The following is a 26,868-nucleotide window of genomic DNA, read 5'->3' as shown; positions in this document are numbered from 1 at the left end:
GTCCTCCTTGCCGACCAGTTGACCTGTTACCCATGTCGCCGGTCTATTCTGTTACCCATGTAGCCGGTCAGGACCGGAGCAGCCCTCTCCCACAAGGGGAGAGGGCACCACAACGCGCATCGCGCCTTGCTGTTGCAGATAGCTCATTCCGCGGCCTCCGCAGTCGCCGCGCCCACCATGTCCACCACCTTCAGCGTGGTCCGCACGCGCTGGGTGGTGCCATCCTGGAAACGGATCACGGTATCGACCGGAATGTTGGCGTCGCCGCGATAAATCGCGTCGATGATCTCGGCGTATTTCTCGTTGATGACGCCGCGGCGCACTTTTCGGGTGCGGGTCAGTTCGCCGTCGTCGGCGTCGAGTTCCTTGTAGAGCAGCAGGAAGCGGGAGATGCGCTGGGCCGGTGGCAGCGAGGCGTTGACGGTCTCGACTTCCTTCCGCAACAGCGCATAGACCTCGGGACGCGAGGAGAGGTCGCTATAAGTCGTGAACGAGATTCGGCTCTTCTCGGCCCATTTCGAGATGATGGAGTAGCGGATGCAGATCATCGAGGCGAGCGCGTCGCGGCCGGCTCCGAGCACCACCGCTTCCGCAATGTAGGGCGAGAACTTCAACTTGTTCTCGATATACTGCGGCGAGAAGCGATCGCCACGCGAGGTCGCGGCAAGGTCCTTGATGCGGTCGATCACCACGAGCTGGTTGCTATCGTTGAAATAGCCGGCATCGCCGGAGCGCATCCAGCCATCCTGGATGTCTGCCACAGACGCCTCTGGGTTCTTGTAATACCCTAGGAACATGTTGGGGTGGCGCACCACGATCTCGCCGACGCCGTTGACATCAGGGTTGTCGACGCGGATCTCGATCGTCTCGGCCATCGCGATGCCCGTGGTATCGGGATCGACTTCGCCGGGCGGATGCAACGTATAGGCGCCGAGCAGCTCGGTCTGGCCATAGAGCGTACGCAGCGGCACGCCCATTGCCCGGAAGAATTTGAAGGTGTCGGGGCCGAGCGCGGCGCCGCCGGTGGCCGCCGATCGCAGCCGCGTGAACCCGAGCCGGTCGCGGAGTGCACGGAACAGAAGCTGGTCCGCGGCCACCGAGCGCTTGCCTTGCTCGAGCGCCGCAAGCCCGGTTTTCATACCGAGCTCGTAGAGCCTTTGCTTCAACGGCGACGAGTCCATCACGTCGGCGCGCACGTCTGCCGCGATTGCCTCCCATACCCGCGGCGCGAACAGCACGAAGGTCGGCGCGATCTCGCGGAAATCGTGCATCATGGTGTCGGGCTCTTCGACGAAGTTGACCTTCATCCGGCAGAGCAGACCTTTGCCGAGCGCGTAGACCTGCTCCATAATCCAGGGCAGCGGCAGCACCGACACATATTCGTCGTCAGGTCCCTTCGGATCGAAGGAGAGATAGGTTGCGCAATGCTTGAGCACGCGGCCGGCGGCGAGCATCGCCAGCTTCGGATTGGCTGTCGTGCCTGACGTCGTGCAGAGGATCGCGACGTCTTCGCCATCAGTGGCATCGACCAGCGTGTCGTAGAGGCCGGGCTCACGCGCCGCGCGCTCGCGGCCGAGGCCGGCGAGCTTGCTTGCCTCCATCAGGCGTGGATCGTCATATTTCCGCATGCCGCGCAGATCGGAATAGATGATGTGCTTCAGGTGCGGCGCGCGGTCGGCCAGCCCCAGCAGCTTGTCGACCTGCTCCTCATCCTCGGCGAATACGAGCTTCGCCTCGCCATAGTTCAGGAGATAAGCCGCCTCCTCATCCAGCACGTCGCGATAAAGCCCAAGACTCATGCCGCCGATCGCGTGGCTGGCGATCTCGGCGGCGACCCAGTCCGGGCGATTGTCGCCGATGATGCCGATGACGTCACCGCTGCCGAGTCCCAGTTCGATCATGCCGAGCGCGAATTCCCGCACGCGGGCCTGGTAGTCGTTCCAGGTGAATTCACGCCACAGACCAAGATCCTTCTCGCGCAGTGCGATCTCGCGGCCATGTTCCCTGGCATTCAGCCGCAGCATCTTGGGAAAGGTGTCGGCCTGTGCGGCGCGCCTGGCGTAATCCATCATGCCGCGCTCTCCCGCGGCAGCGGCACGTCGTCGGGATCGACCAGCGCCTCGTCCTCTTCGCCGAGATAGGCGCGCTTGACGTGGGGATCGGCGAGCACGGTCGCAGGATCGCCCTCGGCGATCTTGCGGCCGAAATCGAGCACCATGACGCGGTGGGAGATGTCCATCACCACCCCCATGTCGTGCTCGATCATCACGACGGTCATGCCGAACTCTTCGTTGAGATCGACGATGTAGCGCGTCATGTCCTCCTTCTCTTCAAAGTTCATGCCGGCAATCGGCTCGTCCAGCAAGATCAACTGCGGTTCGAGCGCCATCGCGCGGGCAAGTTCCACGCGCTTGCGCAGGCCGTAGGGAAGCGTGCCGGCGGTCGCCTTGCGCACCGACTGCAGGTCGAGGAAGTCGATGATCTCCTCGACCTTGCGGCGATGAGCGAGCTCCTCGCGCCGCGCGCCGGTCAGCCAGTACAGCGCTCCGGTGATGAAATTATTCTTCAGCAGGTGATGGCGGCCGACCATGATGTTGTCGAGCACGCTCATGTGGTGGAACAGCGCGAGATTCTGGAAGGTGCGGCCGATGCCGAGCGAGGGCCGGGCGTTCGGATTGAGGCCCGTGATATCCTTGCCGCGATAGAAAAGCCGGCCTTCGGTCGGCTTGTAGCGGCCGGAAATGCAGTTGACGATCGAGGTCTTGCCGGCGCCGTTCGGGCCGATGATGGAGAACAATTCGCCGGGCTTGACGCCAAAGCTCACTTCGGTCAGCGCGCGGACGCCACCAAAGCGCAGCGACACCCCGCGCACCTCCAACGTGTAATCCACCTATTCCCTCCAGATGCGGCGCTTCACGCGCTCTTTGTCTCTTGTTGCAAAGACAGCGATAATCTTACATCGGTCGTTCCGGCTAAGCCATCCGACTAATGGTGCCTCGTTCCGCTCGCGAACGCGACCGTTCATGCGCGGTAACGCCGCACCCGGCACCTTGCCCGTTCGTGCTTCCACGCGTGTCGTGCAGATGACATTGCGCCGGTGGCCCTCCATAGGGCAAAGCGGTACGGTGAAATGTCTTGTGCCCGACAATTGGCCGGCAAATTTCGTTCGGCCTGCGTGTTGTTGCGGTGCAGCATGGCGAGACGGACGACAGTCAACGAGATCATGATTGCTGCCGATTACCTGAAGCGCATCGCGGCCTGGTCGCGTGAGCTGGATGACCGCGAGATCGAGGTCGCGCGCAGCGGCATCACCGAGAAATCCTATGGCGCCAATGAATTCATCTTCATGCGCGGCGACCGTTTCGATTACTGGACCGGCGTGGTCACGGGGCTGGCGCGGATGGGCATCGTCTCCCGCGGCGGCAAGGCCGCAAGCTTCGCCGGACTGACTGCCGGCGCCTGGTTCGGCGAGGGGTCGGTGCTGAAGAACGAAGCGCGGCGTTACGACGTGGTGGCGCTGCGCGACACGCGGCTGGCCATGATGGACCGCAAGACCTTCGTCTGGCTGTTCGAGAACAGCGTGGCGTTCAACCGTTTCCTGGTGGCGCAGCTCAACGAGCGGCTTGGCCAGTTCATTGCGCTCCTGGAATATGGCCGTACCCTGGATGCGACCGCGCGGCTGGCGCGTTCCATCGCCTCCCTGTTCAACCCAATTCTCTACCCCGAGCTGTCGCGCCATCTCGAGATCACGCAGGAGGAAATCGGGGCGCTTTCCGGCATCTCGCGGCAGAATGCGAACCAGTGCCTGAAGCGGCTAGAGAAGGAGGGCCTCCTGCGGCTGGAATATGGCGGCGTGACCATTGTCGACCTCGAACGTCTCCGCCACTACGGCGAATAGTCCAGCCGGCCCGGCGCCGTGTCTGCCCGAAAGCTCGAGGCTAACGGCCTGATTCCAAATGGTTATGGCATTAGACTTCGCGGAGGACGGATGCTACAGACCGGGCCATTCGCAACCCGGCGCAGTTCCGTGCCCTCGGAGAGGATATGGCGGTTCAGGACTCCAAGCGACGTGTCGCGCTGATCACGGGCGCCACCGGTCAGGACGGCGCTTACCTCGCTGAATATCTGCTCGGCCTTGGCTACACCGTCCATGGCATCAAGCGTCGCTCGTCGTCGTTCAATACGGCGCGCGTCGATCATCTCTATCAAGATCCCCATGTCGGCAACGTGCCGTTCCTGCTGCATTATGGCGATATGACGGACTCGACCAACCTGATCCGGCTGATGCAGCAGATCAGGCCGACCGAGATCTATAACCTCGCCGCGCAAAGCCATGTCGGGGTCAGTTTCGAGAGCCCGGAATATACGGCGAATGCCGATGCGATCGGCGTGCTGCGCCTCTTGGAGGCGATCCGCATCCTCGGCATGGAGAAGGAGACGCGGTTCTATCAGGCCTCGACATCGGAGCTTTACGGCCTGGTCCAGGAAGTGCCGCAGCGGGAAACCACGCCATTCTATCCGCGTTCGCCGTATGGCGTGGCAAAGCTTTACGGCTACTGGATCACGGTGAACTACCGCGAGGCCTACGGCATGTATGCTTCGAACGGCATCCTGTTCAACCATGAGAGCCCGATTCGCGGCGAGACCTTCGTCACCCGCAAGATCACCCGCGGCGTCACCCGCATCGAGTTCGGACTCGAGGAGACGCTCTATCTCGGCAATCTCGAGGCCAAGCGCGACTGGGGTCATGCGCGGGATTATGTCGAGGGTATGCACAGTATCCTGCAGGCGGATGCTCCTGACGATTTCGTGCTGGCGACTGGCGAGACGCGCTCGGTGCGCGAATTCGTGGAACTCGCGTTTGCCGAAATCGGCCGCGGAATCGAGTGGCGCGGGAAGGGCGTTGACGAGATCGGGGTCGACACAAAATCCGGCAAGACCGTGGTCCGTATCGACCCGACCTATTTCCGGCCGACCGAGGTCGACCTCTTGATCGGCGACGCCAGCAAGGCGCGCGAGAAGCTCGGCTGGAAGCCGAAGACCAGCTTTGCCCAGCTCGTGAAGGAGATGGTGGCGAGCGACCTCGCCGAGGCCAGGCAGGAGGCCGCCAATGGCAAGCACGCCGTTTGAGCTGAAAGGCAAGACGGTCTTTGTCGCCGGCCATCGCGGCATGGTCGGCTCGTCGCTGGTGCGACGGCTTGCACAGGAGGATGTCGAGCTTCTGACGATGCCGCGCGGCGAGGTCGATCTGCGCGACCAGGCCGCGGTCAACCGGTGGTTTGCCGCCAGGCGGCCGCAGGTGGTGTTCCTGGCGGCGGCGAAAGTCGGTGGCATCGCCGCCAACGACCTGCTGCGCGCCGAGTTCCTCTACGACAATCTGGCGATCGCGACCAACGTGATCCATGCGGCTCACGTCAACGGAACCGAGAAGCTGATGTTCTTCGGCTCCTCCTGCATCTATCCTCGCCTGGCGCCACAGCCGCTGCGCGAGGACTCGATGCTGACCGGGCCGCTGGAGCCGACCAATGAGCCCTACGCGATTGCCAAGATCGCGGGCATCAAGATGGCGGAAACCTATCGCAGCCAGTACGGCGCGGATTTCATCAGCGTGATGCCGACCAATCTTTATGGTCGCGGTGATAATTATCACCCCGAATACAGCCACGTCGTCGCGGCCTTGATCCGCCGTTTCCATGAGGCGAAAGCGTCCGGGACGAAGAATGTCGTGGTCTGGGGCACCGGCACGCCGCGGCGCGAATTCCTCTATGTCGACGATCTCGCCGACGCCTGCATCCACTTGATGAAGGTCTATTCCGACAGCGGCCTGGTCAATATCGGCACCGGCAAGGACATCACGATCGCGGAATTCGCCCGCGTCGTTGCGGCGGCGGTCGGCTATAACGGCGAGATCAGCTATGACACCTCGCGGCCGGACGGCACGCCGCGCAAATTGCTGGACGTCAGCCGGCTAGCCGCGCTTGGCTGGCAAGCGAAGACATCGCTGGAAGACGGCATCGGGCTCGCCTATCAGGCTTATCTCAGCGAGACCCAGCAGGCGGCGGAATAGTTCTCTGCGAACAAAATCGGCCAGTGGCGTTGCTATGCCACAACCTCTACCGTCATCGTCCGCGAAGGCGGACGATCCAGTATTCCAGAGGCGGCAGCGCTCAAGCCGAGAAGCTGCCGGATACTGGATGCCCCGCCTGCGCGGGGCATGACGAGTTGGTTATTTCGCCCCCATCCGTGGTGGCTGCTTCGCCAGTGCCACCGCCATCGCCGAGATCAGCGGCTTCATGAAGTAAGCGTCGTTCGGCGGCGCGATATCGGTGCGCAGGCCGTGCGAGGCGAGCTCGCCGGAGACCGCCGGCCCCACCGAGGCGATCGAGGTCCGGTCAAGGCCCTGACGCAGCCTGTCCTCATAGCCGCGCGCCCGCGCGGCTTCGAACAGCCGGCGCACCTGGCCCAGGTTGGTCAACGCGATCGCATCGATCCGGCCCTCCGCCATCTCGTCGATGGCGACGACGATGTTGGCGTCGGCCGCCTTGGGATCGTAGACATAGGGCAGCACGGTATCGACCTCCGCGCCCTGGGCCTCGATCGCGCCGATCAATGCGCCATGATCCTTGTCTGGATAGAGCTGGAGGCCGAGGCGATGGCCCTTCAGATCGATCCGGGACAGTATCTCGATGACGCCCTCCGAGGTCGGTTTCTCCGTCGTCACCTGCGGCTCGAGCCCGATTTCGCGCAACGCACGGCCGGGCTTTGGGCCACGGGCGAATTTGCGGGCCTTGGTCAGCGCTGCAATGAACTCCTGCTCGACGCCGACGCGGCGTACGACCTTCATCAAGCGCCGCAGGCCCTCGCCGGTCATCAGCACCAGATCGTCGAAGGGGTTTTCGATACAACGCTTGATCCAGGCCTCGATCGGCGCCGGATCCGGCGCATCGTGGATCGCGAACATCGGACATTGCAGCACGTCGGCGCCCTGTTCGGCGAGCAGGCGGGAGAATTGCGCCTCCTCGCGCGTCTCCAGGATCAGGATGCGGTAGCCGTTCAGCCGGTCAGCCATGATGTGCCTCTCGTAGAGTTTAATTTGGCCCCTGCCGCGGGATTGGCGCAAGGGCGACGGCGGTGGTAGAGCAGGGCCCGCAAATCAGCCGTTCCTGCGGCAGCCCAAGCCTTAGTCAATCAAGCCCTCATCGGCCAAGTCTCGATCCATCGCCATGTCCGACCCCCAATTTGTCCTGACTCTGTCCTGCCCCGACCGTCCCGGTATCGTCTCGGCGGTCTCGACCTTTCTCGCGCATAATGGTCAGAACATCCTGGACGCCCAGCAGTTCGACGATATCGAAACCAAGAAATTCTTCATGCGGGTGGTGTTCACCGCCGCCGACCTCGCGGTCGAATTGTCGGCGCTGCAGACCGGCTTTACCGCAATCGCCGAGCGTTTCGGCATGGTTTGGCAGATGCGCGACCGCGCAAGTCGCCGCCGTGTGATGCTGCTAGTCTCCAAATCCGATCACTGCCTGGTCGATATCCTCTATCGCTGGCGCACCGGCGAATTGCAGATGATCCCGACCGCGATCGTCTCCAACCATCCGCGCGAGACCTACAGCCATCTCGATTTCGGTGAAATCCCGTTCCACTACCTGCCTGTGACCAGGGAGACCAAACGCGAGCAGGAAGCCGCGCTCTGGAAGCTCGCCGAGGACACGAGCGCCGACCTCGTCGTGCTCGCACGCTACATGCAGATCCTGTCGGACGAACTGTCGGCCAAGCTCGCGGGCCGTTGCATGAATATCCACCATTCGTTCCTGCCGGGCTTCAAGGGCGCGCGCCCCTACCACCAGGCCCATGAGCGCGGCGTCAAATTGATCGGCGCCACTGCCCATTACGTCACCGGTGACCTCGACGAAGGGCCGATCATCGACCAGGACGTCGAGCGCATCAGCCACCGCGATACGCCCGACGACCTCGTCCGCAAGGGCCGGGATATCGAGCGCCGGGTGCTGGCCCGCGCGATCCGCTACCATCTCGAGGACCGCGTGATCCCCAACGGACGCAAGACGGTGGTGTTCGTCGACTGAGCGGAGTGGCGCTCGCCCGTCCTCAATGAGCGGTGTCCTGCGAGGTCGGTGCCGGCTTGTTATCGTCGCCGCGCTCGGCAGCCGGCATCATCCGCTTGCGTTCCCGCTCGCGCATGAATTCGTCATATTTGGCGGTGCCGGGCCGGGGTGGGGCGTCGGCGGGCAGCCCGCCCGCCCAGGCCGGAATGAGGTCCGCGGCGCCGGCAGACAGCTTCTCGTTGACGGTACCGCATCCTCCCAAGGCGCAGCCTGTCAGAGTCAGGGCTAAGAGGGTTGCGAGAGGGCGGGCGCTGGTTGGCATCGCAATGCAGGGTGTCGTGGGCTTGAAGATTTGGACCGAACTGCGCCAACCGTTGGCGCGGGTCAGCGGACCTTAGTTTCGAAATGGTAAGATAGCCTTATCAGGTCTTGTTGGAGGTATTATGGAACCTTAAGCTATCGGGAGCTCCTGGCGGTCATTGCGCCGGCACCATCCTTACGTCGGCTTGACAAACCGGTGCCGGGCGACGCCATTCGCCGCGCTACACCGCCGAACGATCTGGGCTATGGTGAGGCAAGGGCCGTTCGATCCGCAAGAACGATGAGGGGGAGAAGCGTTCATGTTCATTCGCCGTCAATTGTTGCTGGCTGCAGGCGCCATTGCCGCCGCCGCGGCAGTCGTGCCCGCCCAGGCGGAGGAAACGGTCAAGATCGGCCTGATCGTACCGATGACCGGCGGGCAGGCCTCGACCGGCAAGCAGATCGACAACGCGATCAAGCTCTATATGCAGCAGAAGGGGGACACGGTCGCTGGCAAGAAGATCGAGATCATCCTGAGGGACGACGCCGCGGTTCCCGACAACACCAAGCGGCTCGCCCAGGAGCTGATCGTCAACGAGAAAGTGAACATCATTGCCGGTTTCGGCGTCACCCCGGCCGCGCTCGCTGCGGCGCCCCTGGCGACGCAGGCGAAAGTTCCGGAAATCGTGATGGCGGCCGGCACCTCCATCATCACCGAGCGCTCGCCCTATATCGTCCGCACCAGCTTCACGCTGCCGCAGTCTTCCACCATCATCGGCGACTGGGCGGTCAAGAACGGCATCAAGAAGGTGGCGACCCTGACCTCGGATTACGCGCCCGGCAATGACGCGCTCGCTTCCTTCAAGGAGCATTTCGTGGCCGGCGGCGGCGAGATCGTCGAAGAGGTGAAGGTGCCGCTCGCCAATCCCGACTTCGCGCCATTCCTGCAACGGATGAAGGATTCCAAGCCGGACGCCATGTTCGTGTTCGTGCCGGCCGGGCAGGGCGGCAATTTCATGAAGCAATATGCCGAGCGCGGGCTGGACAAGAGCGGCATCACGGTGATCGGCCCAGGTGACGTCATGGACGACGATCTCCTCAACAACATGGGCGACGCCGCGCTCGGCGCGGTCACCGCGCATCTCTATTCCGCCGCGCATCCCTCGCAGACCAACAAGGAATTCGTGGCCGCCTACAAGAAGGCGTTCAACAACCGTCCCGGCTTCATGGCGGTGGGCGGCTATGATGGCATCCATTTGATCTATGAAGCCCTGAAGAAGACTGGCGGCGACGCGACCGGCGACAAGCTGATCGCGGCGATGAAGGGAATGAAGTGGGAGAGCCCGCGGGGGCCGATCTCGATCGACCCCGAGACACGCGACATCGTCCAGAACATCTATATCCGCAAGGTCGAGAAGGTCGACGGCGAACTCTACAATGTGGAGTTCGCTACGTTCGAGGCCGTCAAGGACCCCGGCAAGACCAAGAAGTGACGCTCCCCGCTGTCATTCCGGGGCGCTGGCGAAGCCAGCGAACCCGGAATCCCGAGGTTACTGAGCAAGATTCCGGGTTCACGCTTCGCGTGCCCCGGAATGACGAGTTCCTGTTAGAGTTCTCCGACCTCCAATGACCAGTCTCTTCACCATCCTGTTCGACGGGGTCGCCTACGGCATGCTGCTGTTCGTGCTCGCTTGCGGGCTCGCGGTGACGCTCGGGCTGATGAACTTCGTCAACCTCGCGCACGGCGCCTTCGCAATGGCCGGCGGCTACATCTGCGCGGTGCTGGTGAACAATTCCGGCTGGCCGTTCTTTGTGGCGCTGCCGCTTGCCTTCGTCGCGAGTGCTGCGATTGGCGTGGTCCTGGAGCGAGCGCTGTACCGTCATCTCTATGCGCGCAGCCATCTTGACCAGGTGCTGTTCTCGATCGGCCTTGTCTTCATGTCGGTCGCAGCGGTCGACTACATCATGGGTTCGACGCGGGTCTTCATCAAATTGCCGGCGGCCCTCGAGGGGCAGTTCGATTTGTTCGGGGTCGGCATCGGCCGCTACCGGCTGATGATCATCGTGATCTGCGGTTTCCTCACGGTCGCGCTGCAATTGATCCTGGCGCGCACGCGCTTCGGCAGCCGCCTGCGCGCAGCCGTCGATGATCCCCGCGCCGCGATCGGGCTCGGCATCAATGTGCCGCAGGTGTTTGCGTTTACCTTCGCCTTCGGTTGTGGGCTGGCCGGGCTCGGCGGCGCGTTGAGCGCGGAGATCCTCGGTCTCGATCCGTATTTCCCGCTCAAATTCATGATCTACTTTCTGATCGTGGTGACGGTGGGCGGCTCCTCCTCGATCACCGGGCCATTCCTGGCCTCGCTCTTGCTCGGCATCGGCGATGTCGCCGGCAAGTATTATGTCCCGAAGATGGGACCCTTCGTGATCTACACCATCATGATCGTGATCCTGATCTGGCGTCCGAACGGCCTGTTCGGCCGCACGGCCGCGCGTTGAGGGCGCGATGACCACGCTTCCCGACCTCTCCACGCATGCGGTTGCCAGTGCCCGCTGGCGGCCGGGCGAGATTGCGTTCTGGATCGTGGTCGTCGCCTGTGGCTTCCTGTTTCCATCCCGCTACCTGATCATGACCGACATCGTGCGGCTCGCTTTGTTCGCGCTGTCGCTCGACCTGATCCTCGGCTATGCCGGCATCGTCTCGCTCGGGCATGCCGCGTTCTTCGGCGTCGGCGCCTATGCCGCAGGGCTGCTGGCGCTGCATGGCATCATCAGCGAGCCTGTGCTTGCGCTCGTGGTCGCAGGTTTTGCTGCGATGGTACTGGGCTTCTTCACGAGCTTCCTTGTCATCCGCGGCGTCGATCTGACCCGGCTGATGGTGACGCTCGGCATCGCGCTGCTCCTGGAAGCGCTCGCCGAACGCTTCTCCGATATCACCGGCGGCACCGACGGATTGCAGGGCATCGAGATGCAGCCGATTCTCGGCCACTTCGCCTTCGACATCTTCGGCAAGACCGGCTTCTTCTATTCGCTGATCGTGCTGTTCCTCCTGTTCGTGCTTGCCCGGCGGATCGTACATTCGCCGTTCGGGCTGTCGCTGCGCGCGATCCGGAACAACCCGCTGCGCGCCGCCGCGATCGGTATTCCCGTCAATCGCCGATTGATCGCGATCTACACCGTCTCGGCGTTCTATGCCGGCATCGCCGGCGCGCTGTTCACACAGACGACGGCGCTCGCCTCGCTAGACGTGTTCTCGTTCGAGCGTTCGGCTGATTTAATGCTGATGCTTGTCATCGGCGGAACCGGCTATCTCTATGGCGGGCTGATCGGTGCCGTCGTGTTCAAGATGCTGCAGGAGCTGTTTTCGACTATCACGCCGCAATATTGGCTGTTCTGGATCGGGCTGGTGCTGGTCGTGATCGTTCTGGTCGGCCGCGCCCGCATCCATCGCTGGGTGCTTTGGCTGCCGAACCTCATCATCCGGCAATTTGCCGGCCGCCGGGCCGTTGTCGTGGTCCCTGAGAGCGACCCGTCATGACGATCGCGCTGGAAACCAGGGGATTGGATAAATCCTTCGGCGGCTTGCGTGTCACGCGCGAGCTTTCGCTTCGGATCGAGCAGGGCGCCCGCCACGCTTTGATCGGGCCGAACGGGGCCGGCAAGACCACGGTGATCAACCTGCTCACCGGGGTGCTGCGGCCCAATGCCGGCCGCATCCTGCTCGAAGGCAACGACATCACCAGCCTGCCGGTGCACAGGCGCGTGCTGCGCGGCCTGTCGCGTACGTTCCAGATCAATCAGCTCTATCCCGATCTCACGCCGCTCGAGACCATTGGGCTCGCGGTCTCCGAACGGATGGGCCGCGGTGGCGACTGGTGGCGGCGGATGGGGACGCGGGCAGACGTCAATGCCGAGACCGCCGAGATCCTCGCGCGGTTTCATTTGCTCGACGTCATGAACGAGCTCACCGTCACTTTGCCCTATGGCAAGCAGCGCCTGCTCGAGATCGCGGTCGCGATCGCCGCCAGACCCCGCGTGCTGCTGCTCGACGAGCCGGCGGCCGGCGTACCCGAAATCGAGCGCCACGACATCCTGGCCGCAGTCGCGGCGCTGCCGCGCGAGGTGACCGTGCTCCTGATCGAGCACGACATGGATCTCGTATTCTCCTTCGCCGACCGCATCTCGGTGCTGGTCAATGGTGCGCTATTGACCGAAGGTCCGCCGGATGCCGTAGCGCGCGATCCGCAGGTGAAGGCGGTCTATCTCGGCGAGGCAGCCAATGCCTGACCTGCTCGCGATCGAGGGCCTGCGTGCCGGTTATGGCGAGGCGGTGGTGCTGCCGGGCATGACACTGTCGCTCCCCGAAGGCCAGGTGCTGGCGCTGCTCGGGCGCAACGGCACCGGCAAGACCACGCTGATCAATTCCATCGTCGGCGTCACCCGCCGTTTCGGCGGCACCGTGTCGTTGGGTGGGCAGGACATCACGGCATTGCGCCCAGACCAGCGGGCCCGCGCTGGCGTCGGCTGGGTACCGCAGGAACGCAATATCTTTCGCTCCCTCACGGTCGAGGAGAACATGACCGCAGTGGCCCAGCCGGGACCGTGGACAGTCGAGCAAATCTACCGGATGTTTCCGCGGCTCGAAGAACGCCGCAACAATTTCGGCAACCAGCTCTCCGGTGGCGAGCAGCAGATGCTGGCGATCGGGCGTGCGCTGACGCTGAACCCGAAGGTGCTGCTCCTCGACGAGCCGACGGAAGGGCTGGCGCCGATCATCGTTGAGGAATTGCTGAAGGCGCTCGGCACGATCACCCGCTCTGGTGGTATCTGTTCGATCATCGTAGAACAGCACGCGCAAAAGGTTCTGGGGCTCGCCGACCGCGTCGTGATATTGGAACGCGGCACAATCGTGCACGATGCGGCAAGCGATGCCTTGAAGGCCGATCCCACGGTGCTCGAGCGGCATCTTGGGGTCTCCGGCGCCAAAGCGCATTAGTTCCGTCCCTAGGGAGTCGAAACCATGCAACGAACAAAACCTCCTTTCCGCGCCGACGAGGTCGGCAGCCTGCTGCGGCCACCGAAGATCAAGGAGGCCCGCGCCAAGCTTGAAAAGGGCGAGATCACGCCCGAGGATCTGCGCAAGATCGAGGACATCGAGATCGAGAAGGTCGTACACCGCCAGGCCTCCACTGGCCTGAAGCTCGCGACCGACGGTGAATTCCGCCGCTCCTGGTGGCACTTCGATTTTCTCGCCAAGCTGACCGGCTGCGAACTGTTCCACCCGGACGCCGGCATCCAGTTCGCGGGCGTGCAGACGCGTCATGACGCGATCCGCGTGATCGACAAATTGGATTTCCCCGACAACCACCCGATGCTCGATCACTTCAGGTTTCTGAAGAAATACGCCGACCAGGCTCACGTCACTGCGAAGATGACGATCCCCGCGCCGTCGGTGCTGCACTTCCGCGGCGGCCGCAAGCTGATCTCGAAGGAGGTCTATCCCGATCTTGAGCCGTTCTTCGAGGATCTCGGTAAGACCTACCGCAAGGCCGTGAAGGCGTTCTACGACGCCGGCTGCCGCTATCTGCAGTTCGACGACACCGTGTGGGCCTATCTCTGCTCGCAGGACGAATTGCAGAAGGCGCGCGAGCGCGGCGACGATCCCGATGGCCTGCAGGAGATCTACGCCCGCGTCATCAATTACGCGATCGCGGACCGTCCGTCCGACATGGTGATATCGACCCATGTCTGCCGCGGCAATTTCCGCTCCACCTGGATTTCGTCCGGTGGCTATGAGCCGGTGGCGCAAACGCTGCTCGGCGGCACCAACTATGACGGCTATTTCCTCGAATATGATTCCGACCGCGCCGGCGGCTTCGAGCCGCTGCGTTATCTGCCGAAGGGCAACAAGGTCGTCGTGGTCGGCGTCATCACCTCGAAATTCGGCGAGCTCGAGACGAAGGACGCCATCAAGCGACGGCTGGAGGAAGCTTCGAAATTCGCGCCGCTCGACCAGCTCGCGCTCTCGCCGCAATGCGGCTTCGCCTCGACCGAGGAGGGCAACATCCTTTCCGAAGAAGAGCAGTGGGCGAAGCTCAGGCTCGCGGTGGAAGTCGCAGAAGAGGTGTGGGGCAGGTAGCGCCACTTCATCATTGTGAGGAGCCGACGGGTCCCGCCTCTGGCGGGCCCGATGACAGGCTCTGCGACGAAGCAATCCATCTCCACATAAGCGCGAAGATGGGTTGCTTTCCCCTTCGCTCGTGGGCTGCGGCCGACGAGTCGCCGCGCGCGGTGATCAGTAGTATCCTTCATTTGTACTCGTTTTGATTGCGGAGAGGAGAGGGCTTCAAGAAGTGGGCAGATGGTGATAGGGGTACTTCCTCGCCCACCCCTGCCCACAGCGGTCCCACCGTCCTGGCCCAATGAAGAACGACGAGATCCTCAGCCAGATCACCGACTTCTGCCGCCGGGCGGATATGGCCGAGACGACGTTCGGCCGCCGCGCCGTGAATGACGGCAAGCTGGTGCACCGGCTGCGGGAGGGTAAGCGGATCACCATCGACACGCTGGACCGTATCCAGACCTTCATCGCCACCTCCACGCCCGGCGGGGTGGCGCCGCCGCGCGGCCTGGTGGTGCCGCCCGAAAAGCGCGATCCGCGGCAAAACTTCCGCTTTTTCGAGAACCGGCAGAGATACCTGCTGTTTGTCCACACCTGCGGCGAGAAGCGGGTGATCGCGCAGCGCGTCGCGCTGGAACTGTCCGCCCTCCATCCCCGGCCGCCGGCGCTGCGGGTATTCGACGCAGGTATCGGCGACGGTACCGTGCTGGCGCGAGTTCTGCGTGCCATGCATAGCCGCTTCCCGCATATGCCGTTCTACGTCGCCGGCAAGGAATTGAGCCTGGAGGACGTCCGGCTGACCCTCGAAAAGGTGGCGGACCGGCTGTTCGAGCATCCCGCTACCGTCTTCGTGCTGACCAACATGTATTACGCCGAGGCGCCCTGGCTGACCCCGAAATCGCCTGCGGCAGCCGCCGGTACGCTCTGGCACGAAGTGGCGTTACGGGGGGCGTCGTCGGGCGAATTCGAGGCCCAGATCGCGGAACTCGGCCCATTTCTTGAGCAGAATTGGCGGGCTAGCGTCAGCCCACGATCCGGGATGCCCATCTATGAGCGCCCGGTGGTTTTGGCGCTCTATCGGGAGGACCAAAGGTTCCTGCTCGATTCGATCATCCCGCGGGCCGGCAAGACCGAGGCCAATTTCGACCTCGTCATCGCATCCCAGCCATACCGGGCAAAATCGTCTGTGAATTTCCGCGCCAAGCGCATCATCGCGCCGCTGGCGCGGGCCTTGCGCGCCGGTGGGCGCTTGATCGGTATCCACTCCCATGGCCACGATCCGGGCCTGGAAATTATTCAGGCAGTGTGGCCCGGAGAAAATCCTTTCGCCGTCAGCCGCCATGAGATATTGCGCGCGGTCAAGTACGAACTCGGATCGGCCGGGCGCGACCTTAACTTTAACGCTTACGCCGATAACCGTTCGATCTTCCGTTATGATATGGAAGCCTTGCCGAACGAGGTCACCGGGTCGATCGGAACCTCGACGGCTTTTGCAGCGTGGAACGCGGCAGTGTATGTCGCCCAGATCGAGGATGACCGGTTGACCGAGATGACGGAAAGCGGCCGAACTCTGGAGGCTACCCGCGAAGTGCTGCGCAAGCACAATGGGCTGTGGTTTTACGACGAATCCTACGTCATCTCGCGTCGTAGAGACTGACATTCCAGGGACACATTCAGGAACGAACGTCGGAGCTCGACGAAAAAAGGGGTTTGCTAGATGCGCGCGTCTTACCTGTTCACCAGCGAGTCGGTCTCGGAGGGTCATCCCGACAAGGTCTGCGACCGGATTTCCGACGAGATCGTTGACCTGTTCTACCGGGAAGGCCCGAAAGCCGGGATCGACCCGTGGCAGATCCGCGCTGCCTGCGAAACGCTCGCCACCACCAACAAGGTGGTGATCGCCGGCGAAACCCGCGGGCCGCAGTCGGTGACCAACGACCAGATCGAAAGCACTGTCCGCGAGGCGATCAAGGACATCGGCTACGAGCAGGAAGGCTTCCACTGGAAGACCTGCGACATCGAGATCCTCTTGCATCCGCAGTCGGCCGATATCGCACAGGGCGTCGACGCGCTGCAGCCGGGCGAGAAGAAGGAAGAGGGCGCGGGCGACCAGGGCATCATGTTCGGTTACGCCACCAATGAGACGCCTGACCTGATGCCGGCGCCGATCTTCTACGCCCACAAGATCCTGCGGCTGATTTCCGAAGCGCGCCACTCGGGCCGCGAGAAGGTCCTGGGGCCGGACTCCAAGAGCCAGGTGACCGTGCAGTACGAGAACGGCAAGCCGGTCGGCGTGCGTGAGATCGTGGTCTCGCACCAGCATCTGGTCGAGGACCTCTCCTCCACTCAGGTTCGCGACATCGTCGAGCCCTATGTGCGCGAGGCGTTGCCGAAGGACTGGATCAACGGCAAGACCATCTGGCACATCAACCCGACCGGCAAGTTCTTCATCGGCGGGCCCGACGGCGATTCCGGCCTCACCGGCCGCAAGATCATCGTCGACACCTATGGCGGCGCGGCCCCGCATGGCGGCGGCGCTTTCTCCGGCAAGGACCCGACCAAGGTCGACCGCTCGGCCGCCTATGCCGCGCGCTATGTGGCCAAGAACATCGTCGCGGCCGGTCTCGCCGACCGCTGCACGCTGCAGCTCGCTTACGCGATCGGCGTGGCGCGGCCGCTGTCGATCTACATCGACACCCATGGCACAGGTAAGCTGCCGGAGGACAGACTCGAGAAGGCGGTGGCGCAGGCGATGGACCTGACCCCGCGCGGCATCCGCAGCCATCTCGACCTCAACCGTCCGATCTACGCGCGGACCTCGGCTTACGGCCATTTCGGCCGCACGCCCGACAATGAGGGCGGCTTCTCCTGGGAGAAGACCGATCTCGTCGAGCCGCTCAAGCGCGCAGTCTGACTTTCTCCGTAATTGTTGTCCGTAACCGTGTCGCGTATTCCGGAAAGCTGAGATCGCTTTTCGGAATACGCTTTTTGAGGGATCAATCGCATGACCGCCGCCGCCAAGAAGCCTGCCTTCACCGACTACATCGTCAAGGACATCTCGCTCGCCGACTTCGGCCGCAAGGAAATCTCGCTCGCAGAAACCGAGATGCCCGGCCTGATGGCGACACGCGAGGAGTTCGGCCCCAAGCAGCCCCTGAAGGGCGCGCGTATTGCCGGCTCCCTGCACATGACGATCCAGACCGCAGTCCTGATCGAGACGCTGGCCGCGCTCGGCGCCGACATCCGCTGGGTCTCCTGCAACATCTATTCGACCCAGGACCACGCCGCGGCCGCGATCGCTGCGGCTGGCATTCCGGTGTTCGCGGTGAAGGGCGAGACGCTCACCGAGTACTGGGACTACACCGCCAAGCTGTTCGACTGGCACGGCGGCGGCACGCCCAACATGATCCTCGACGACGGCGGCGACGCCACCATGCTGGTGCATGCCGGCTACCGCGCCGAGCAGGGCGACACTGCGTTCCTCGACAAGCCCGCCTCTGAGGAAGAAGAGATCTTCTACGCGCTGATCAAGCGGCTGCTGAAGGAGAAGCCGAAGGGCTGGTTCGCCGAGATCGCCAAGAACATCAAGGGCGTCTCCGAGGAGACGACGACGGGCGTGCACCGCCTCTATGAGATGGCGAACAAGGGCACGCTGCTGTTCCCCGCCATCAACGTCAACGACAGTGTCACCAAGTCGAAGTTCGACAACCTCTATGGCTGCCGGGAGTCCTTGGTCGACGGTATCCGCCGCGGCACCGACGTGATGCTGTCGGGCAAGGTCGCGATGGTCGCGGGCTTCGGCGACGTCGGCAAGGGCTCGGCCGCTTCGCTGCGCCAGGCCGGCTGCCGCGTAATGGTCTCCGAGATCGATCCGATCTGCGCGCTGCAGGCGGCGATGGAAGGCTATGAGGTCGTGACCATGGAAGATGCCGCGCCGCGCGCCGACATCTTCGTCACCGCCACCGGCAACAAGGACATCATCACCATCGAGCACATGCGCGCGATGAAGGATCGCGCCATCGTCTGCAACATCGGCCACTTCGACAACGAGATCCAGATCGCGTCCCTGCGCAATCTGAAATGGACCAACATCAAGCCGCAGGTCGACGAGATCGAATTCGCCGACAAGCACCGCATCATCCTGCTGTCGGAAGGCCGCCTCGTGAACCTCGGCAACGCCATGGGCCATCCGTCCTTCGTGATGTCGGCCTCCTTCACCAACCAGACGCTGGCGCAGATCGAGCTGTTCGCCAACAACAAGGACGGCAAGTACGAGAAGAAGGTCTACGTGCTGCCGAAGTCGCTGGACGAGAAGGTCGCCCGCCTGCACCTCGCCAAGATCGGCGTCAAGCTGACCGAACTGCGCAAGGACCAGGCCGACTATATCGGCGTCAAGACGGAAGGGCCGTACAAGTCGGATCACTACCGCTACTGACCCCCAGTTCTCCTCAGCGAGATATTGGAAGGCCCCGGCGCAGTCCGGGGCCTTTTTCTTTGGTGCGGCCAACCGAAGCGAGTTGCAAATTGGTTCCCGCCTGCTCAATACTTCGGCAGGGAGAACGCCATGACCGAGGCAATCGAGCATTTCGATGTTCTGATCGTCGGTGCCGGGCTGTCCGGCATCGGCGCGGGCTATCACCTGCAGCGGAAGTGCCCGACCAAAAGCTACGTCATCCTCGAGGGCCGCGACTGCATCGGCGGCACCTGGGATCTGTTCCGCTATCCCGGCATCCGCTCCGACAGCGACATGTACACGCTCGGCTACTCGTTCCGCCCCTGGACCGAACCGAAGGCGATCGCCGACGGGCCGCGGATCCTGAACTATGTGCGGGAGACCGCGGCGCAGAACGGGATCGACCGCAAGATCCGCTTCAACCATCGCGTCAAGCGCGTCTCGTGGTCGTCCGAACAGGTGCGCTGGACCGTCGAGGCGGAGCGCAGGGCAGGCGAGGGCGCGGCCGAGATCGTGCGCTTCACCTGCAATTTCCTCTTCATGTGCTCGGGCTATTACAAATACGAGGAAGGCTACACGCCGGAATTTGCTGGTGCCGCCGACTTCGAGGGCCAGATCGTTCATCCGCAGAAATGGCCCGAGCATCTCGACTATGCCGGCAAGCGCGTCGTCGTGATTGGCTCGGGGGCAACCGCGGTGACGCTGGTGCCGGAGCTCGCCAAGACGGCCGCGCATGTCACCATGCTGCAGCGCTCGCCGACTTATGTGGTGGCGCGTCCGGCGGAGGATGCGCTCGCCAACAAGCTCAGGCGCAATCTCTCGGCCAAGCTCGCCTATCATCTGATCCGCTGGCGCAACGTGCTGCTCGGCATGTATTTCTTCCAGCTCTGCCGCCGCAAGCCGGAGCGCGCCAAAGAGCTCATCCTCGGCGGCATCAAGATGGCGCTCGGTCCGGATTACGACATCGGCACGCATTTCACGCCGCGCTACAATCCCTGGGAGCAGCGGCTCTGCCTTGTGCCTGACGGCGACCTGTTCAAGTCGATCCGCGAGAAGCGCGCCTCCGTCGTCACCAGCCGGATCGACACCTTCACCAGGAACGGGATTCGCCTAGAGGACGGCAGCGAGCTTCCGGCCCATATCATCATCACCGCCACCGGCCTGATCCTGCAGGTGCTCGGCGGCGTCGAGGTCAGCGTCGACGGCCGCAAGGTCGATTTCGCGAATACGCTGAGCTACAAGGGCATGATGTATTCGGATGTGCCGAACCTCGCTGCGACGCTCGGCTACACCAACGCGTCCTGGACGCTGAAATGCGACCTCACCTGCGAATATGCCTGCCGTCTGATCAACTACATGGACCGGCACGGCTTCAGGCAATGCGTGGCGCATAATCTCGATCCCTCGATCGAGGCGCTGCCGGCGCTGGATTTCTCATCCGGCTATGTCCAGCGCTCGATCGCCAAACTGCCCAAGCAGGGCTCGAAGCGGCCGTGGCGGCTCTACCAGAACTATGCGCTCGACATCGTCTCCCTGCGCTATGGCAAGGTGGATGACGGCGTGATGCAGTATTCGTGACAATCCTCGCTGCGAAACCTGCGCCTTAACGTCCCATGGGTAGTTTTGCGGATTCGGGCTTCCTGCCGAATCAGCCATTCTGCCGCGACGGTTAACGCCGGATTAACCGAGATGCCCTACGCTGCACGGCCTGTGGCTGCTGATAGCAAGAGGAAGCCCATGGACGCCCAGCGAATTGCCGTCGATGCCCTCGTGGCGCTGACCGATTGCGACCGCGACGCCGCCGTTGCCTTCATCCGCCGCCTCTACCTCGCCGGCATCAAGGACCCCAAGCGCCTCACCTTCAAGGGCCTGCAGGCGATGCGCGCCTGACGATGTCGTCCCGTAGGATGGGTAGAGCGGAGCGAAACCCATCGCGATGAAGCACGCGCCGTGAATGATGGGTTTCGCTCCGCTCTACCCATCCTACGATTCCCATAACCACAGGAAGGTGTTGCGGCGTGAGCAAGCGGTTGCAGTCCTGTAGGGTGGGCAAAGCGAAGCGTGCCCACCATCAAGCATTCCGCTCGTGATGGTGGGCACGCTTGCGCTGGAGTCCGTCTAAGCGTCGGCGCGTGCAGTCGCTTTGCCCACCCTACGCACCCGCGCGCTTGGCATACTCTCTCGACGTCATTGCGAGCGCAGCGAAGCAATCCATGCCTCCACACGCGGCGCGATGGATTGCTTCGCTGCGCTCGCAATGACGGGGAGGCTTTCTGATTTGAATTTCAAACAGCGGCGAGGACGTGACTCCGCGTTCTCGCGGCGCATTTGCGTCCGAGCTTTGCATCACCTTCCACCCTCTCATTGAACAGAGGGCGCAGGGAAAGCCGGGTGCCGGTTGCACCCATGGGCCCCGTGCAACAAGAAGCACGGGGGTAGGACCACAGGTCAACCGGAGCAACACCGGCTTTCCCTGCGCGATGGTGTTACGGCTTATTTCGCGCTCTCCCCGGTGACCGGGCTTTCTTGCCACCGTCACTTCCCGCGCGAACTTGTTCGCGCGAAAAACTTAGCGCCAGCGTCGGGGCGCCAGGACCACACGACTTCGCCGTCCGCTGATGTCACGCTCGTCAGTCGCAACGTCAGCGTCCACCGCATCCCACCGCGCGTTCGTGACGATCGCGATCCGCCCCTCTCATCGGGTGAGATGGCGCGGGGTTATAGAGGTGATTTGCCCGACGGGTTAAGGGGAAAATTTTGGTGAAAAGGGACTGGACCGCCCGATTCGCTTTGAAATTGCACGGAAAATTTATCTCTGTGCGCAGGCCGGCGCGATCCGGAAGCCCCCTCCAGGATTGGCTTGCGGGACCCGCTTGCGCTATATAGACGCAGGACGTGGTTGGGGGCCACGGCAGGGACTGATATGCTGAAAACGGTATTCGCGCCGCAGCTTGTTATTCTCTACATCCTGGCGGCATCAACGATCTATGTGCATTTCCGCGGCCGCGAGCGGTTGCGCTTTGCCCGTCAGCTCGGCGATCACTCGACCTATCTCGCCCCCTACAATGTGCTGATGTATGCGGGCTCGGCTATCCCGAACACGCCGGTGATCCCGGTCGAGAAATTTCCCGAACTCGCCAAGCTGAGCGAGAACTGGGAGACGATCCGCGAAGAGGCGGTGCAACTGTTCGACGAGGGCTTTATCCGCGCGGCCGCGAAGAACAACGATTGGGGCTTCTATTCGTTCTTCAAGAGCGGCTGGAAGCGCTTTTACCTGAAGTGGTATGACGACTTCCTGCCGTCGGCGCGCACGCTGTGCCCGAAGACCGTGGAATTGCTGAATTCGATTCCGTCCGTGCACGGCGCGATGTTTGCAATGCTGCCGCCCGGCGGCAAGCTCGGCGCGCACCGCGATCCCTTTGCCGGCTCGCTGCGGTATCACCTCGGGCTGGTCACCCCCAACTCGAACAAGTGCCGGATCATCGTCGACGGCGTGGAATGCGTCTGGCGCGACGGCCAGGCCTTCATGTTCGACGAGACCTTCATCCATCACGCCGAGAACGCGACCGACGTCAACCGCATCATCCTGTTCTGCGACGTCGAGCGCCCAATGAAGTATGGCTTCATGACCGCGATCAACCGCTGGGTCAGCCATCACATCGTCAAGGCCTCCGCCACGCAGAACGTGGACGGCGAGCATGTCGGCGTGCTCAACAAAGTGTTCGGCAAGCTCTACGAGGTCCATCTCGCCAGCCGCAAGGTCAAGGAGTGGAACCGCAACGTGTACTACACGCTGAAATATTCGCTGACGGTGCTGATCCTCGGCCTGGTCGTGGTGTCCGCATTGCGGTGATGGATCCGGAGCGTGTAGGGCGGATTACGCTTCGCTAATCCGCCCTACGGTCCTTTTCCGGATCATGATCTAGGGAAGCGCTGCAGCGGCGTTGACAACGAGCGGACTGTCGATCGGCGCAGGCGCAAGTTCGCTGCTGCCGCCCTTGGTGAGAAACTCGTTGAGCGTAGCCTGGATCCTGTGCTTGACGGAATAAGGTCCTCGGTCGCACATGTCAGTGTGCCGGAATTGCGTATTGATGACATCGATAACTTGCTTCTTGGCCTGTTCAGGGGCCGGCAACACGCCGGGATCGGTCTTGAAGTTGGGGTCTTTCGAGCGGAACGACAGGATCTTAAGTCTGTGGTCAAGCACGAAGGGAACGCGCAAATTGTCCAGCGTGATCACCTTTGACACCAGTTCGGGATGTTGCTTGGCGTAGTACATGGCGATATCGCCGCCGTTCGAATGGCCGACGAGGGTCAGATGATCGTAGACGGCATTGGGCTCAAGCGCCTTCAGCTTCGCGAGCACAAAGCCGATGTTGGCTTCGCCCTTCTCGTAGACGCCAATCCTGCCCACGTAGGGTAGTCCCACCCTCGTCACCAGCGGAGGGTCGGATGGAATATCCTGCTGGATGCTGGCGACCAGATATCCATCCGCAGCCAGCACGTTTTCCAGGAACGAATATTCGGTGTTCTTGACCGTGTTGCCGTTGCTGATGATCGCGACCGGAAGTTTCCAGAATCCGGCATTGGCCTTCATCTCGTAGTCCGCACGCACGGCAAGATCGACCGGCAACAGCCGTTGTCGGGTCTGATCATAGAGACTCAAGCTCTCGTGCCGAATTCCCCACTTGCTCACGGCAAAGTAGGCGGCGCCGGAAAGGGCACAGAGACAGGCGAAAACGACAATTCCTCGCTTCATTGCTTCCATCCCGTCGTTCTTTTTCTTTGGTATTAACTCGCTGAGTGCGTGACGGAAAAGGCTCTACATCCCGCGGCCACATTAAATTTCTGTCAGCTTCTTGCCGTGCCCGGGGCATCGCTGCGCCCCGCGCAGGAATGAAGCGGCGCGATGCTCGCGAGGACACAAGCGGTTTGTGTTCGCCTTCGATCCAGCCGATCCGCCCTACGATGCTCGCACCCGTCGACTAAAGTTCAAGCCTTGACGTTCTTGTCGGATGGAACCTTTGTCGCGTCGTATCGTTTATGATCCAACAAGGCACACAAAGTGAAATTTGCCGGGGGCTTGTCCGAGGGAGATGCTCCTATGGCAACGCTCGGCCTCGACGCCACCCAACTGACTCCATCCGAGCATCAGCGCCAGCTTCGGCGCGCCGTCATCGCCTCCACGATTGGGACCGCGATCGAATGGTATGATTTCTTCCTTTACAGCACCGTCACCGGTTTGGTTTTCGCAAAATTGTTCTTCCCGCACTCCGACCCCTGGGTCGGCACGCTGGAGGCATTTGCCATTTATGCTGTCGGCTTCATCGCGCGGCCGATCGGTGCTGCGATCTTCGGGCATTATGGCGACCGTATCGGCCGTAAATCGACCCTGATCGCGACGCTGCTCCTGATGGGTCTGGCGACCGCGGCGGTGGCCGTGGTGCCGACCTATGCGAGCATCGGCATCTGGGGTGCGGTGATCCTGACGGCGCTGCGATTCATCCAGGGCGTCGGTGTCGGCGGCGAATGGGGCGGCTCGGTGCTGATGTCGATGGAGTGGGCGCGCGACAACCACTCCCGCGGCTTTATCGCGTCATGGCCGCAATTCGGCGTGCCCTGCGGCCTGTTCCTCGCCAATCTTGCGGTACTGGCGTTCAGCCAGATGGCGGGGGACCAGTTCCTCGCCTGGGGCTGGCGCATTCCGTTCGCGCTCAGTCTCATCCTGGTCGGCGTCGGCCTCTACATCCGGCTCGGCATTCTGGAAACGCCGGTGTTCAGCAAACTGCAGGCCGAGCAAAAAGTCGACCGCACGCCGATGCTGACGGTGATCAGGGAGTATCCGAAGGAAATCCTGCTGTCGGCATTCGCGCGCATGGCCGAGCAGGCGCCGTTCTACATCTTCACCGCCTTCGTCTTTTCCTACGGCATTGCCATGCTGCACGTCTCGCGCGACTTCCTCCTGACCGCGGTGCTCTCGGCTTCGGTGCTGTCGTTCGTCTCGATCCCGCTGTTCGGGCATCTGTCCGACCAGATCGGCCGCAAGAACATGTATATGATCGGTGCCGTCGTGACCGGCATCTTCGGCTTCATCTACTTCGCGATGCTCGACACGGGATCGCCGACGATCATCTTCCTTGCGATCGTCCTGTCGCCGATCCCGCATGACATGATGTACGGGCCGCAGGCCGCGCTGATTGCGGAGAGCTTTACCGGACGCCTGCGCTACAGCGGCTCATCGCTCGGCTATCAGCTCGCGTCGGTGATCGCCGGCGGTCCGGCGCCGCTGATCGCGGCCTGGCTGTTCGGCATGTACCAGTCGGCGACCGCGATCGCGATCTATATCGCGATCTGCGCCGTCATCACGCTGGTCGCGACTGCGCTGATGACCGACTACACCGGAAAGGACATCAACGCGGCCGACGCGCATGACCGGCGGGCATAAGGCAGCGATGGAGGAAAGGGCATGTTGAAATGGCGGAATGAATCGGCGCTCGATCTCTACAATCTGGCGGCAGCGATCTTCCTGCTTGCGGCGCCGTGGATGTTTGTCCGTGCCAACCCCACGGCGGCGATCGATCTGCAGGCGAGCGGCGCGGCGATTGCGATCCTGTCGCTGGCGGCGATCATTGCATTTTCCGTTTGGGAAGAATGGGTCAACTTGCTCGTTGGGGGCTGGCTGATCGTGTCACCCTGGCTGCTCGGCTTCGCGCACACCCGCGCAATGCATTTCAGCATCATCGCGGGCGCCGTGGTGATGTTCATGTCCCTGCTTGAGCTGTGGCTGGAGTACGAGAAGACGCATCTCGGCCCGAGCGCATCGCAGGGGTTGGAGAGGCAGTAGAGCGCGTTCGAAGTGGACATCGGTTGGCGTAAAGAAAACGCGTCAAACCAAGAATCCAGTGCCGTAGCCCGGGTGGAGCGCAGCGCAACCCGGGACCTCTGAGCCAACGTCGAGTGCGGCCCCCGGGTTACGCTGCGCTCCACCCGGGCTACGAAGCTTAGCAACAACGGGGCTGTCATTCCGGGCTCGCGCTGCGCGCGCCCCGGAATGACGGCGATGGGCGTGGTTAGCGCCGGGTGAACTACTCCGGCTGGCCGATCGAGACCTTCAACGTGCCGACGCCGTCGACGCCGCATTCGATCCTGTCGCCGGGCTGGAGCTGGGAGACGCCGGCCGGCGTTCCCGTCATGATGAGGTCGCCGGCGGCGAGCTTCACCTGCTGGGAGAGCTGCCAGATGATCTCGGGCACGTTCCAGATCAGTTCGGTGAGATCGCCCTTCTGGGTTTCCTTGCCGTTGACGGTGAGCCAGATCTTGCCCTTTGATGGATGGCCGATCTTGGAGGCCGGCTGCAGCGCGGAGCAGGGCGCAGAGTAGTCGAAGGACTTTCCAATCTCCCAGGGACGCTCCTTCTTGCGCGAGGCGATCTGCAGATCGCGGCGGGTGAGGTCGATACCGACGGCATAGCCATAGACATGGTCGAGCGCCTTGTCGGCGGGAATGTTGAGGCCGCCGCTCTTCATGGCGACCACCAGTTCGACCTCGTGGTGCAGGTCCTTGGTCAGCGGCGGGTAGGGGATCGTGGCACCATCCGGCACCAGCATGTCGGCATGCTTGGCGAAGAAGAAGGGCGGCGCGCGCTCGTCATTGCCCATCTCCCTGATGTGTTCGAGGTAGTTGCGCCCGACGCACCAGATGCGGCGGACGGGGAAGGATTTCGTCTCGCCGATGACGGGGAGCGAAGCCTGCGGCGGGGCGGGGATGACGTAGTCTGTGGCAGTCATGAAGCGCTCTCGTCGTTGAGTAAGTGGCTTATGGGCGATGGATTGGCGGACATGCTGGGTTACTTCACCTCTCCCGCTTGCGGGTAGGGGAATCGCATATGGCCTTAGGGGGTATTGCATAGCGGAGCGAATTGGATTCTTCGG

24 protein-coding genes are annotated in these 26,868 nt (G+C 62.7%); 18 read left to right on the top strand and 6 right to left on the bottom strand.

Annotation, left to right across the window (positions count from 1 at the left end; genetic code table 11):
* Positions 1-143 precede the first annotated feature (143 nt).
* Both AAFX91_RS19840 and AAFX91_RS19835 read right to left on the bottom strand, forming a co-directional pair.
* The gene (locus tag AAFX91_RS19840) at positions 144-2,072 is read right to left on the bottom strand and encodes a long-chain fatty acid--CoA ligase (RefSeq protein ID WP_394567546.1); all 1,929 of its coding nucleotides are present in this window, start codon (positions 2,070-2,072) and stop codon (positions 144-146) included.
* The gene (locus AAFX91_RS19835) at positions 2,069-2,890 is read right to left on the bottom strand and encodes an ABC transporter ATP-binding protein (RefSeq protein WP_394567545.1); all 822 of its coding nucleotides are present in this window, start codon (positions 2,888-2,890) and stop codon (positions 2,069-2,071) included. Before AAFX91_RS19835 ends, AAFX91_RS19840 begins: the two co-directional genes overlap by 4 nt.
* A 333-nt stretch (positions 2,891-3,223) precedes the next feature.
* On the opposite strand from AAFX91_RS19835, the gene AAFX91_RS19830 reads away from it, so the two are divergent.
* From AAFX91_RS19830 to AAFX91_RS19820, 3 genes are all read left to right on the top strand, one after another.
* Positions 3,224-3,898 carry a Crp/Fnr family transcriptional regulator gene (locus AAFX91_RS19830; RefSeq protein ID WP_130578664.1) on the top strand — a complete coding sequence of 225 codons (675 nt, stop codon included), beginning with the start codon at positions 3,224-3,226 and terminating at the stop codon, positions 3,896-3,898.
* 146 nt (positions 3,899-4,044) lie between these two features.
* Positions 4,045-5,130 (top strand): GDP-mannose 4,6-dehydratase, encoded by a 1,086-nt coding sequence (gmd, locus tag AAFX91_RS19825; RefSeq protein WP_394567544.1) that lies wholly within the window; start codon positions 4,045-4,047, stop codon positions 5,128-5,130.
* The gene (locus AAFX91_RS19820) at positions 5,111-6,067 is read left to right on the top strand and encodes a GDP-L-fucose synthase family protein (protein ID WP_394567543.1); all 957 of its coding nucleotides are present in this window, start codon (positions 5,111-5,113) and stop codon (positions 6,065-6,067) included. Before gmd ends, AAFX91_RS19820 begins: the two co-directional genes overlap by 20 nt.
* A gap of 159 nt (positions 6,068-6,226) precedes the next feature.
* Here AAFX91_RS19820 and AAFX91_RS19815 read toward each other — a convergent pair whose 3' ends face one another.
* Positions 6,227-7,069 carry a uroporphyrinogen-III synthase gene (locus AAFX91_RS19815; RefSeq protein ID WP_130578666.1) on the bottom strand — a complete coding sequence of 281 codons (843 nt, stop codon included), beginning with the start codon at positions 7,067-7,069 and terminating at the stop codon, positions 6,227-6,229.
* 154 nt (positions 7,070-7,223) lie between these two features.
* Between AAFX91_RS19815 and purU the strand changes: the two genes are divergently transcribed.
* The gene (purU, locus tag AAFX91_RS19810) at positions 7,224-8,087 is read left to right on the top strand and encodes a formyltetrahydrofolate deformylase (RefSeq protein ID WP_130578667.1); all 864 of its coding nucleotides are present in this window, start codon (positions 7,224-7,226) and stop codon (positions 8,085-8,087) included.
* 22 nt (positions 8,088-8,109) lie between these two features.
* On the opposite strand, the gene AAFX91_RS19805 is transcribed toward purU, so the two are convergent.
* Positions 8,110-8,388, bottom strand: a complete 279-nt coding sequence (locus tag AAFX91_RS19805; protein ID WP_130578668.1) for a hypothetical protein — start codon at positions 8,386-8,388, stop codon at positions 8,110-8,112.
* Positions 8,389-8,686: 298 nt separating this feature from the next.
* Here AAFX91_RS19805 and AAFX91_RS19800 point away from each other — a divergent pair, with 298 nt between their 5' ends.
* The 12 genes from AAFX91_RS19800 to AAFX91_RS19745 all read left to right on the top strand — a co-directional run bounded on the left by AAFX91_RS19800 (position 8,687) and on the right by AAFX91_RS19745 (position 22,790).
* On the top strand, positions 8,687-9,859 hold the full coding sequence (locus AAFX91_RS19800) for an ABC transporter substrate-binding protein (RefSeq protein WP_282527641.1): 1,173 nt from the start codon (positions 8,687-8,689) through the stop codon (positions 9,857-9,859).
* Positions 9,860-9,992: 133 nt separating this feature from the next.
* The gene (locus AAFX91_RS19795) at positions 9,993-10,862 is read left to right on the top strand and encodes a branched-chain amino acid ABC transporter permease (protein ID WP_282527640.1); all 870 of its coding nucleotides are present in this window, start codon (positions 9,993-9,995) and stop codon (positions 10,860-10,862) included.
* A 7-nt stretch (positions 10,863-10,869) separates the two neighbouring features.
* Positions 10,870-11,901 carry a branched-chain amino acid ABC transporter permease gene (locus tag AAFX91_RS19790; RefSeq protein WP_394567542.1) on the top strand — a complete coding sequence of 344 codons (1,032 nt, stop codon included), beginning with the start codon at positions 10,870-10,872 and terminating at the stop codon, positions 11,899-11,901.
* Positions 11,898-12,650 (top strand): ABC transporter ATP-binding protein, encoded by a 753-nt coding sequence (locus AAFX91_RS19785; protein ID WP_394567541.1) that lies wholly within the window; start codon positions 11,898-11,900, stop codon positions 12,648-12,650. Before AAFX91_RS19790 ends, AAFX91_RS19785 begins: the two co-directional genes overlap by 4 nt.
* Positions 12,643-13,359: an ABC transporter ATP-binding protein gene (locus AAFX91_RS19780; RefSeq protein ID WP_394567540.1), complete on the top strand. Its 717-nt coding sequence runs from the start codon at positions 12,643-12,645 to the stop codon at positions 13,357-13,359. Before AAFX91_RS19785 ends, AAFX91_RS19780 begins: the two co-directional genes overlap by 8 nt.
* A gap of 24 nt (positions 13,360-13,383) precedes the next feature.
* On the top strand, positions 13,384-14,502 hold the full coding sequence (locus AAFX91_RS19775; RefSeq protein ID WP_394567538.1) for a cobalamin-independent methionine synthase II family protein: 1,119 nt from the start codon (positions 13,384-13,386) through the stop codon (positions 14,500-14,502).
* Positions 14,503-14,785: 283 nt separating this feature from the next.
* Complete coding sequence (locus AAFX91_RS19770; protein ID WP_394567537.1) at positions 14,786-16,141, top strand: hypothetical protein; 1,356 nt, start codon at positions 14,786-14,788, stop codon at positions 16,139-16,141.
* Positions 16,142-16,201: 60 nt separating this feature from the next.
* Positions 16,202-17,398 (top strand): methionine adenosyltransferase, encoded by a 1,197-nt coding sequence (gene metK / locus AAFX91_RS19765; protein WP_282527634.1) that lies wholly within the window; start codon positions 16,202-16,204, stop codon positions 17,396-17,398.
* A gap of 90 nt (positions 17,399-17,488) precedes the next feature.
* Positions 17,489-18,919 (top strand): adenosylhomocysteinase, encoded by a 1,431-nt coding sequence (gene ahcY / locus AAFX91_RS19760; protein ID WP_282527633.1) that lies wholly within the window; start codon positions 17,489-17,491, stop codon positions 18,917-18,919.
* Positions 18,920-19,048: 129 nt separating this feature from the next.
* Positions 19,049-20,515: a flavin-containing monooxygenase gene (locus tag AAFX91_RS19755; RefSeq protein ID WP_394567535.1), complete on the top strand. Its 1,467-nt coding sequence runs from the start codon at positions 19,049-19,051 to the stop codon at positions 20,513-20,515.
* Between the two features lie 159 nt (positions 20,516-20,674).
* Positions 20,675-20,827 (top strand): hypothetical protein, encoded by a 153-nt coding sequence (locus tag AAFX91_RS19750; protein WP_165421099.1) that lies wholly within the window; start codon positions 20,675-20,677, stop codon positions 20,825-20,827.
* Positions 20,828-21,860: 1,033 nt separating this feature from the next.
* The gene (locus tag AAFX91_RS19745) at positions 21,861-22,790 is read left to right on the top strand and encodes an aspartyl/asparaginyl beta-hydroxylase domain-containing protein (protein ID WP_394567534.1); all 930 of its coding nucleotides are present in this window, start codon (positions 21,861-21,863) and stop codon (positions 22,788-22,790) included.
* 69 nt (positions 22,791-22,859) lie between these two features.
* Here the strand turns inward: AAFX91_RS19745 and AAFX91_RS19740 are convergent, their stop codons facing one another.
* Positions 22,860-23,696, bottom strand: coding sequence for an alpha/beta fold hydrolase (locus AAFX91_RS19740; RefSeq protein WP_394567532.1), 837 nt, complete (start codon positions 23,694-23,696; stop codon positions 22,860-22,862).
* A gap of 345 nt (positions 23,697-24,041) precedes the next feature.
* Between AAFX91_RS19740 and AAFX91_RS19735 the strand changes: the two genes are divergently transcribed.
* Both AAFX91_RS19735 and AAFX91_RS19730 read left to right on the top strand, forming a co-directional pair.
* Complete coding sequence (locus AAFX91_RS19735; RefSeq protein ID WP_394567531.1) at positions 24,042-25,382, top strand: MFS transporter; 1,341 nt, start codon at positions 24,042-24,044, stop codon at positions 25,380-25,382.
* 21 nt (positions 25,383-25,403) lie between these two features.
* Positions 25,404-25,781, top strand: a complete 378-nt coding sequence (locus AAFX91_RS19730; protein WP_282527741.1) for an SPW repeat protein — start codon at positions 25,404-25,406, stop codon at positions 25,779-25,781.
* A gap of 241 nt (positions 25,782-26,022) precedes the next feature.
* Here the strand turns inward: AAFX91_RS19730 and AAFX91_RS19725 are convergent, their stop codons facing one another.
* Positions 26,023-26,724, bottom strand: a complete 702-nt coding sequence (locus AAFX91_RS19725; RefSeq protein WP_130584404.1) for a fumarylacetoacetate hydrolase family protein — start codon at positions 26,722-26,724, stop codon at positions 26,023-26,025.
* Positions 26,725-26,868 lie beyond the last annotated feature (144 nt).

This window comes from Bradyrhizobium sp. 31Argb, from assembly GCF_043638955.1.
Taxonomy (GTDB): Bacteria; Pseudomonadota; Alphaproteobacteria; order Rhizobiales; family Xanthobacteraceae; genus Bradyrhizobium.
The sequence above is the reverse complement of the archived record's forward strand: the minus strand, read 5'-3'. Positions and strand labels throughout refer to the sequence as shown.

Coding starts and splice junctions, on each gene's coding strand:
- AAFX91_RS19840 (WP_394567546.1), bottom strand. CDS start 2,072: ATGATGGATTACGCCAGGCGCGCCGCACAGGCCGACACCTTTCCCAAG.
- AAFX91_RS19830 (WP_130578664.1), top strand. CDS start 3,224: ATGATTGCTGCCGATTACCTGAAGCGCATCGCGGCCTGGTCGCGTGAG.
- gmd (WP_394567544.1), top strand. CDS start 4,045: ATGGCGGTTCAGGACTCCAAGCGACGTGTCGCGCTGATCACGGGCGCC.
- AAFX91_RS19820 (WP_394567543.1), top strand. CDS start 5,111: ATGGCAAGCACGCCGTTTGAGCTGAAAGGCAAGACGGTCTTTGTCGCC.
- AAFX91_RS19815 (WP_130578666.1), bottom strand. CDS start 7,069: ATGGCTGACCGGCTGAACGGCTACCGCATCCTGATCCTGGAGACGCGC.
- purU (WP_130578667.1), top strand. CDS start 7,224: ATGTCCGACCCCCAATTTGTCCTGACTCTGTCCTGCCCCGACCGTCCC.
- AAFX91_RS19805 (WP_130578668.1), bottom strand. CDS start 8,388: ATGCCAACCAGCGCCCGCCCTCTCGCAACCCTCTTAGCCCTGACTCTG.
- AAFX91_RS19800 (WP_282527641.1), top strand. CDS start 8,687: ATGTTCATTCGCCGTCAATTGTTGCTGGCTGCAGGCGCCATTGCCGCC.
- AAFX91_RS19795 (WP_282527640.1), top strand. CDS start 9,993: ATGACCAGTCTCTTCACCATCCTGTTCGACGGGGTCGCCTACGGCATG.
- AAFX91_RS19790 (WP_394567542.1), top strand. CDS start 10,870: ATGACCACGCTTCCCGACCTCTCCACGCATGCGGTTGCCAGTGCCCGC.
- AAFX91_RS19785 (WP_394567541.1), top strand. CDS start 11,898: ATGACGATCGCGCTGGAAACCAGGGGATTGGATAAATCCTTCGGCGGC.
- AAFX91_RS19780 (WP_394567540.1), top strand. CDS start 12,643: ATGCCTGACCTGCTCGCGATCGAGGGCCTGCGTGCCGGTTATGGCGAG.
- AAFX91_RS19775 (WP_394567538.1), top strand. CDS start 13,384: ATGCAACGAACAAAACCTCCTTTCCGCGCCGACGAGGTCGGCAGCCTG.
- AAFX91_RS19770 (WP_394567537.1), top strand. CDS start 14,786: ATGAAGAACGACGAGATCCTCAGCCAGATCACCGACTTCTGCCGCCGG.
- metK (WP_282527634.1), top strand. CDS start 16,202: ATGCGCGCGTCTTACCTGTTCACCAGCGAGTCGGTCTCGGAGGGTCAT.
- ahcY (WP_282527633.1), top strand. CDS start 17,489: ATGACCGCCGCCGCCAAGAAGCCTGCCTTCACCGACTACATCGTCAAG.
- AAFX91_RS19755 (WP_394567535.1), top strand. CDS start 19,049: ATGACCGAGGCAATCGAGCATTTCGATGTTCTGATCGTCGGTGCCGGG.
- AAFX91_RS19750 (WP_165421099.1), top strand. CDS start 20,675: ATGGACGCCCAGCGAATTGCCGTCGATGCCCTCGTGGCGCTGACCGAT.
- AAFX91_RS19745 (WP_394567534.1), top strand. CDS start 21,861: ATGCTGAAAACGGTATTCGCGCCGCAGCTTGTTATTCTCTACATCCTG.
- AAFX91_RS19740 (WP_394567532.1), bottom strand. CDS start 23,696: ATGAAGCGAGGAATTGTCGTTTTCGCCTGTCTCTGTGCCCTTTCCGGC.
- AAFX91_RS19735 (WP_394567531.1), top strand. CDS start 24,042: ATGGCAACGCTCGGCCTCGACGCCACCCAACTGACTCCATCCGAGCAT.
- AAFX91_RS19730 (WP_282527741.1), top strand. CDS start 25,404: ATGTTGAAATGGCGGAATGAATCGGCGCTCGATCTCTACAATCTGGCG.
- AAFX91_RS19725 (WP_130584404.1), bottom strand. CDS start 26,724: ATGACTGCCACAGACTACGTCATCCCCGCCCCGCCGCAGGCTTCGCTC.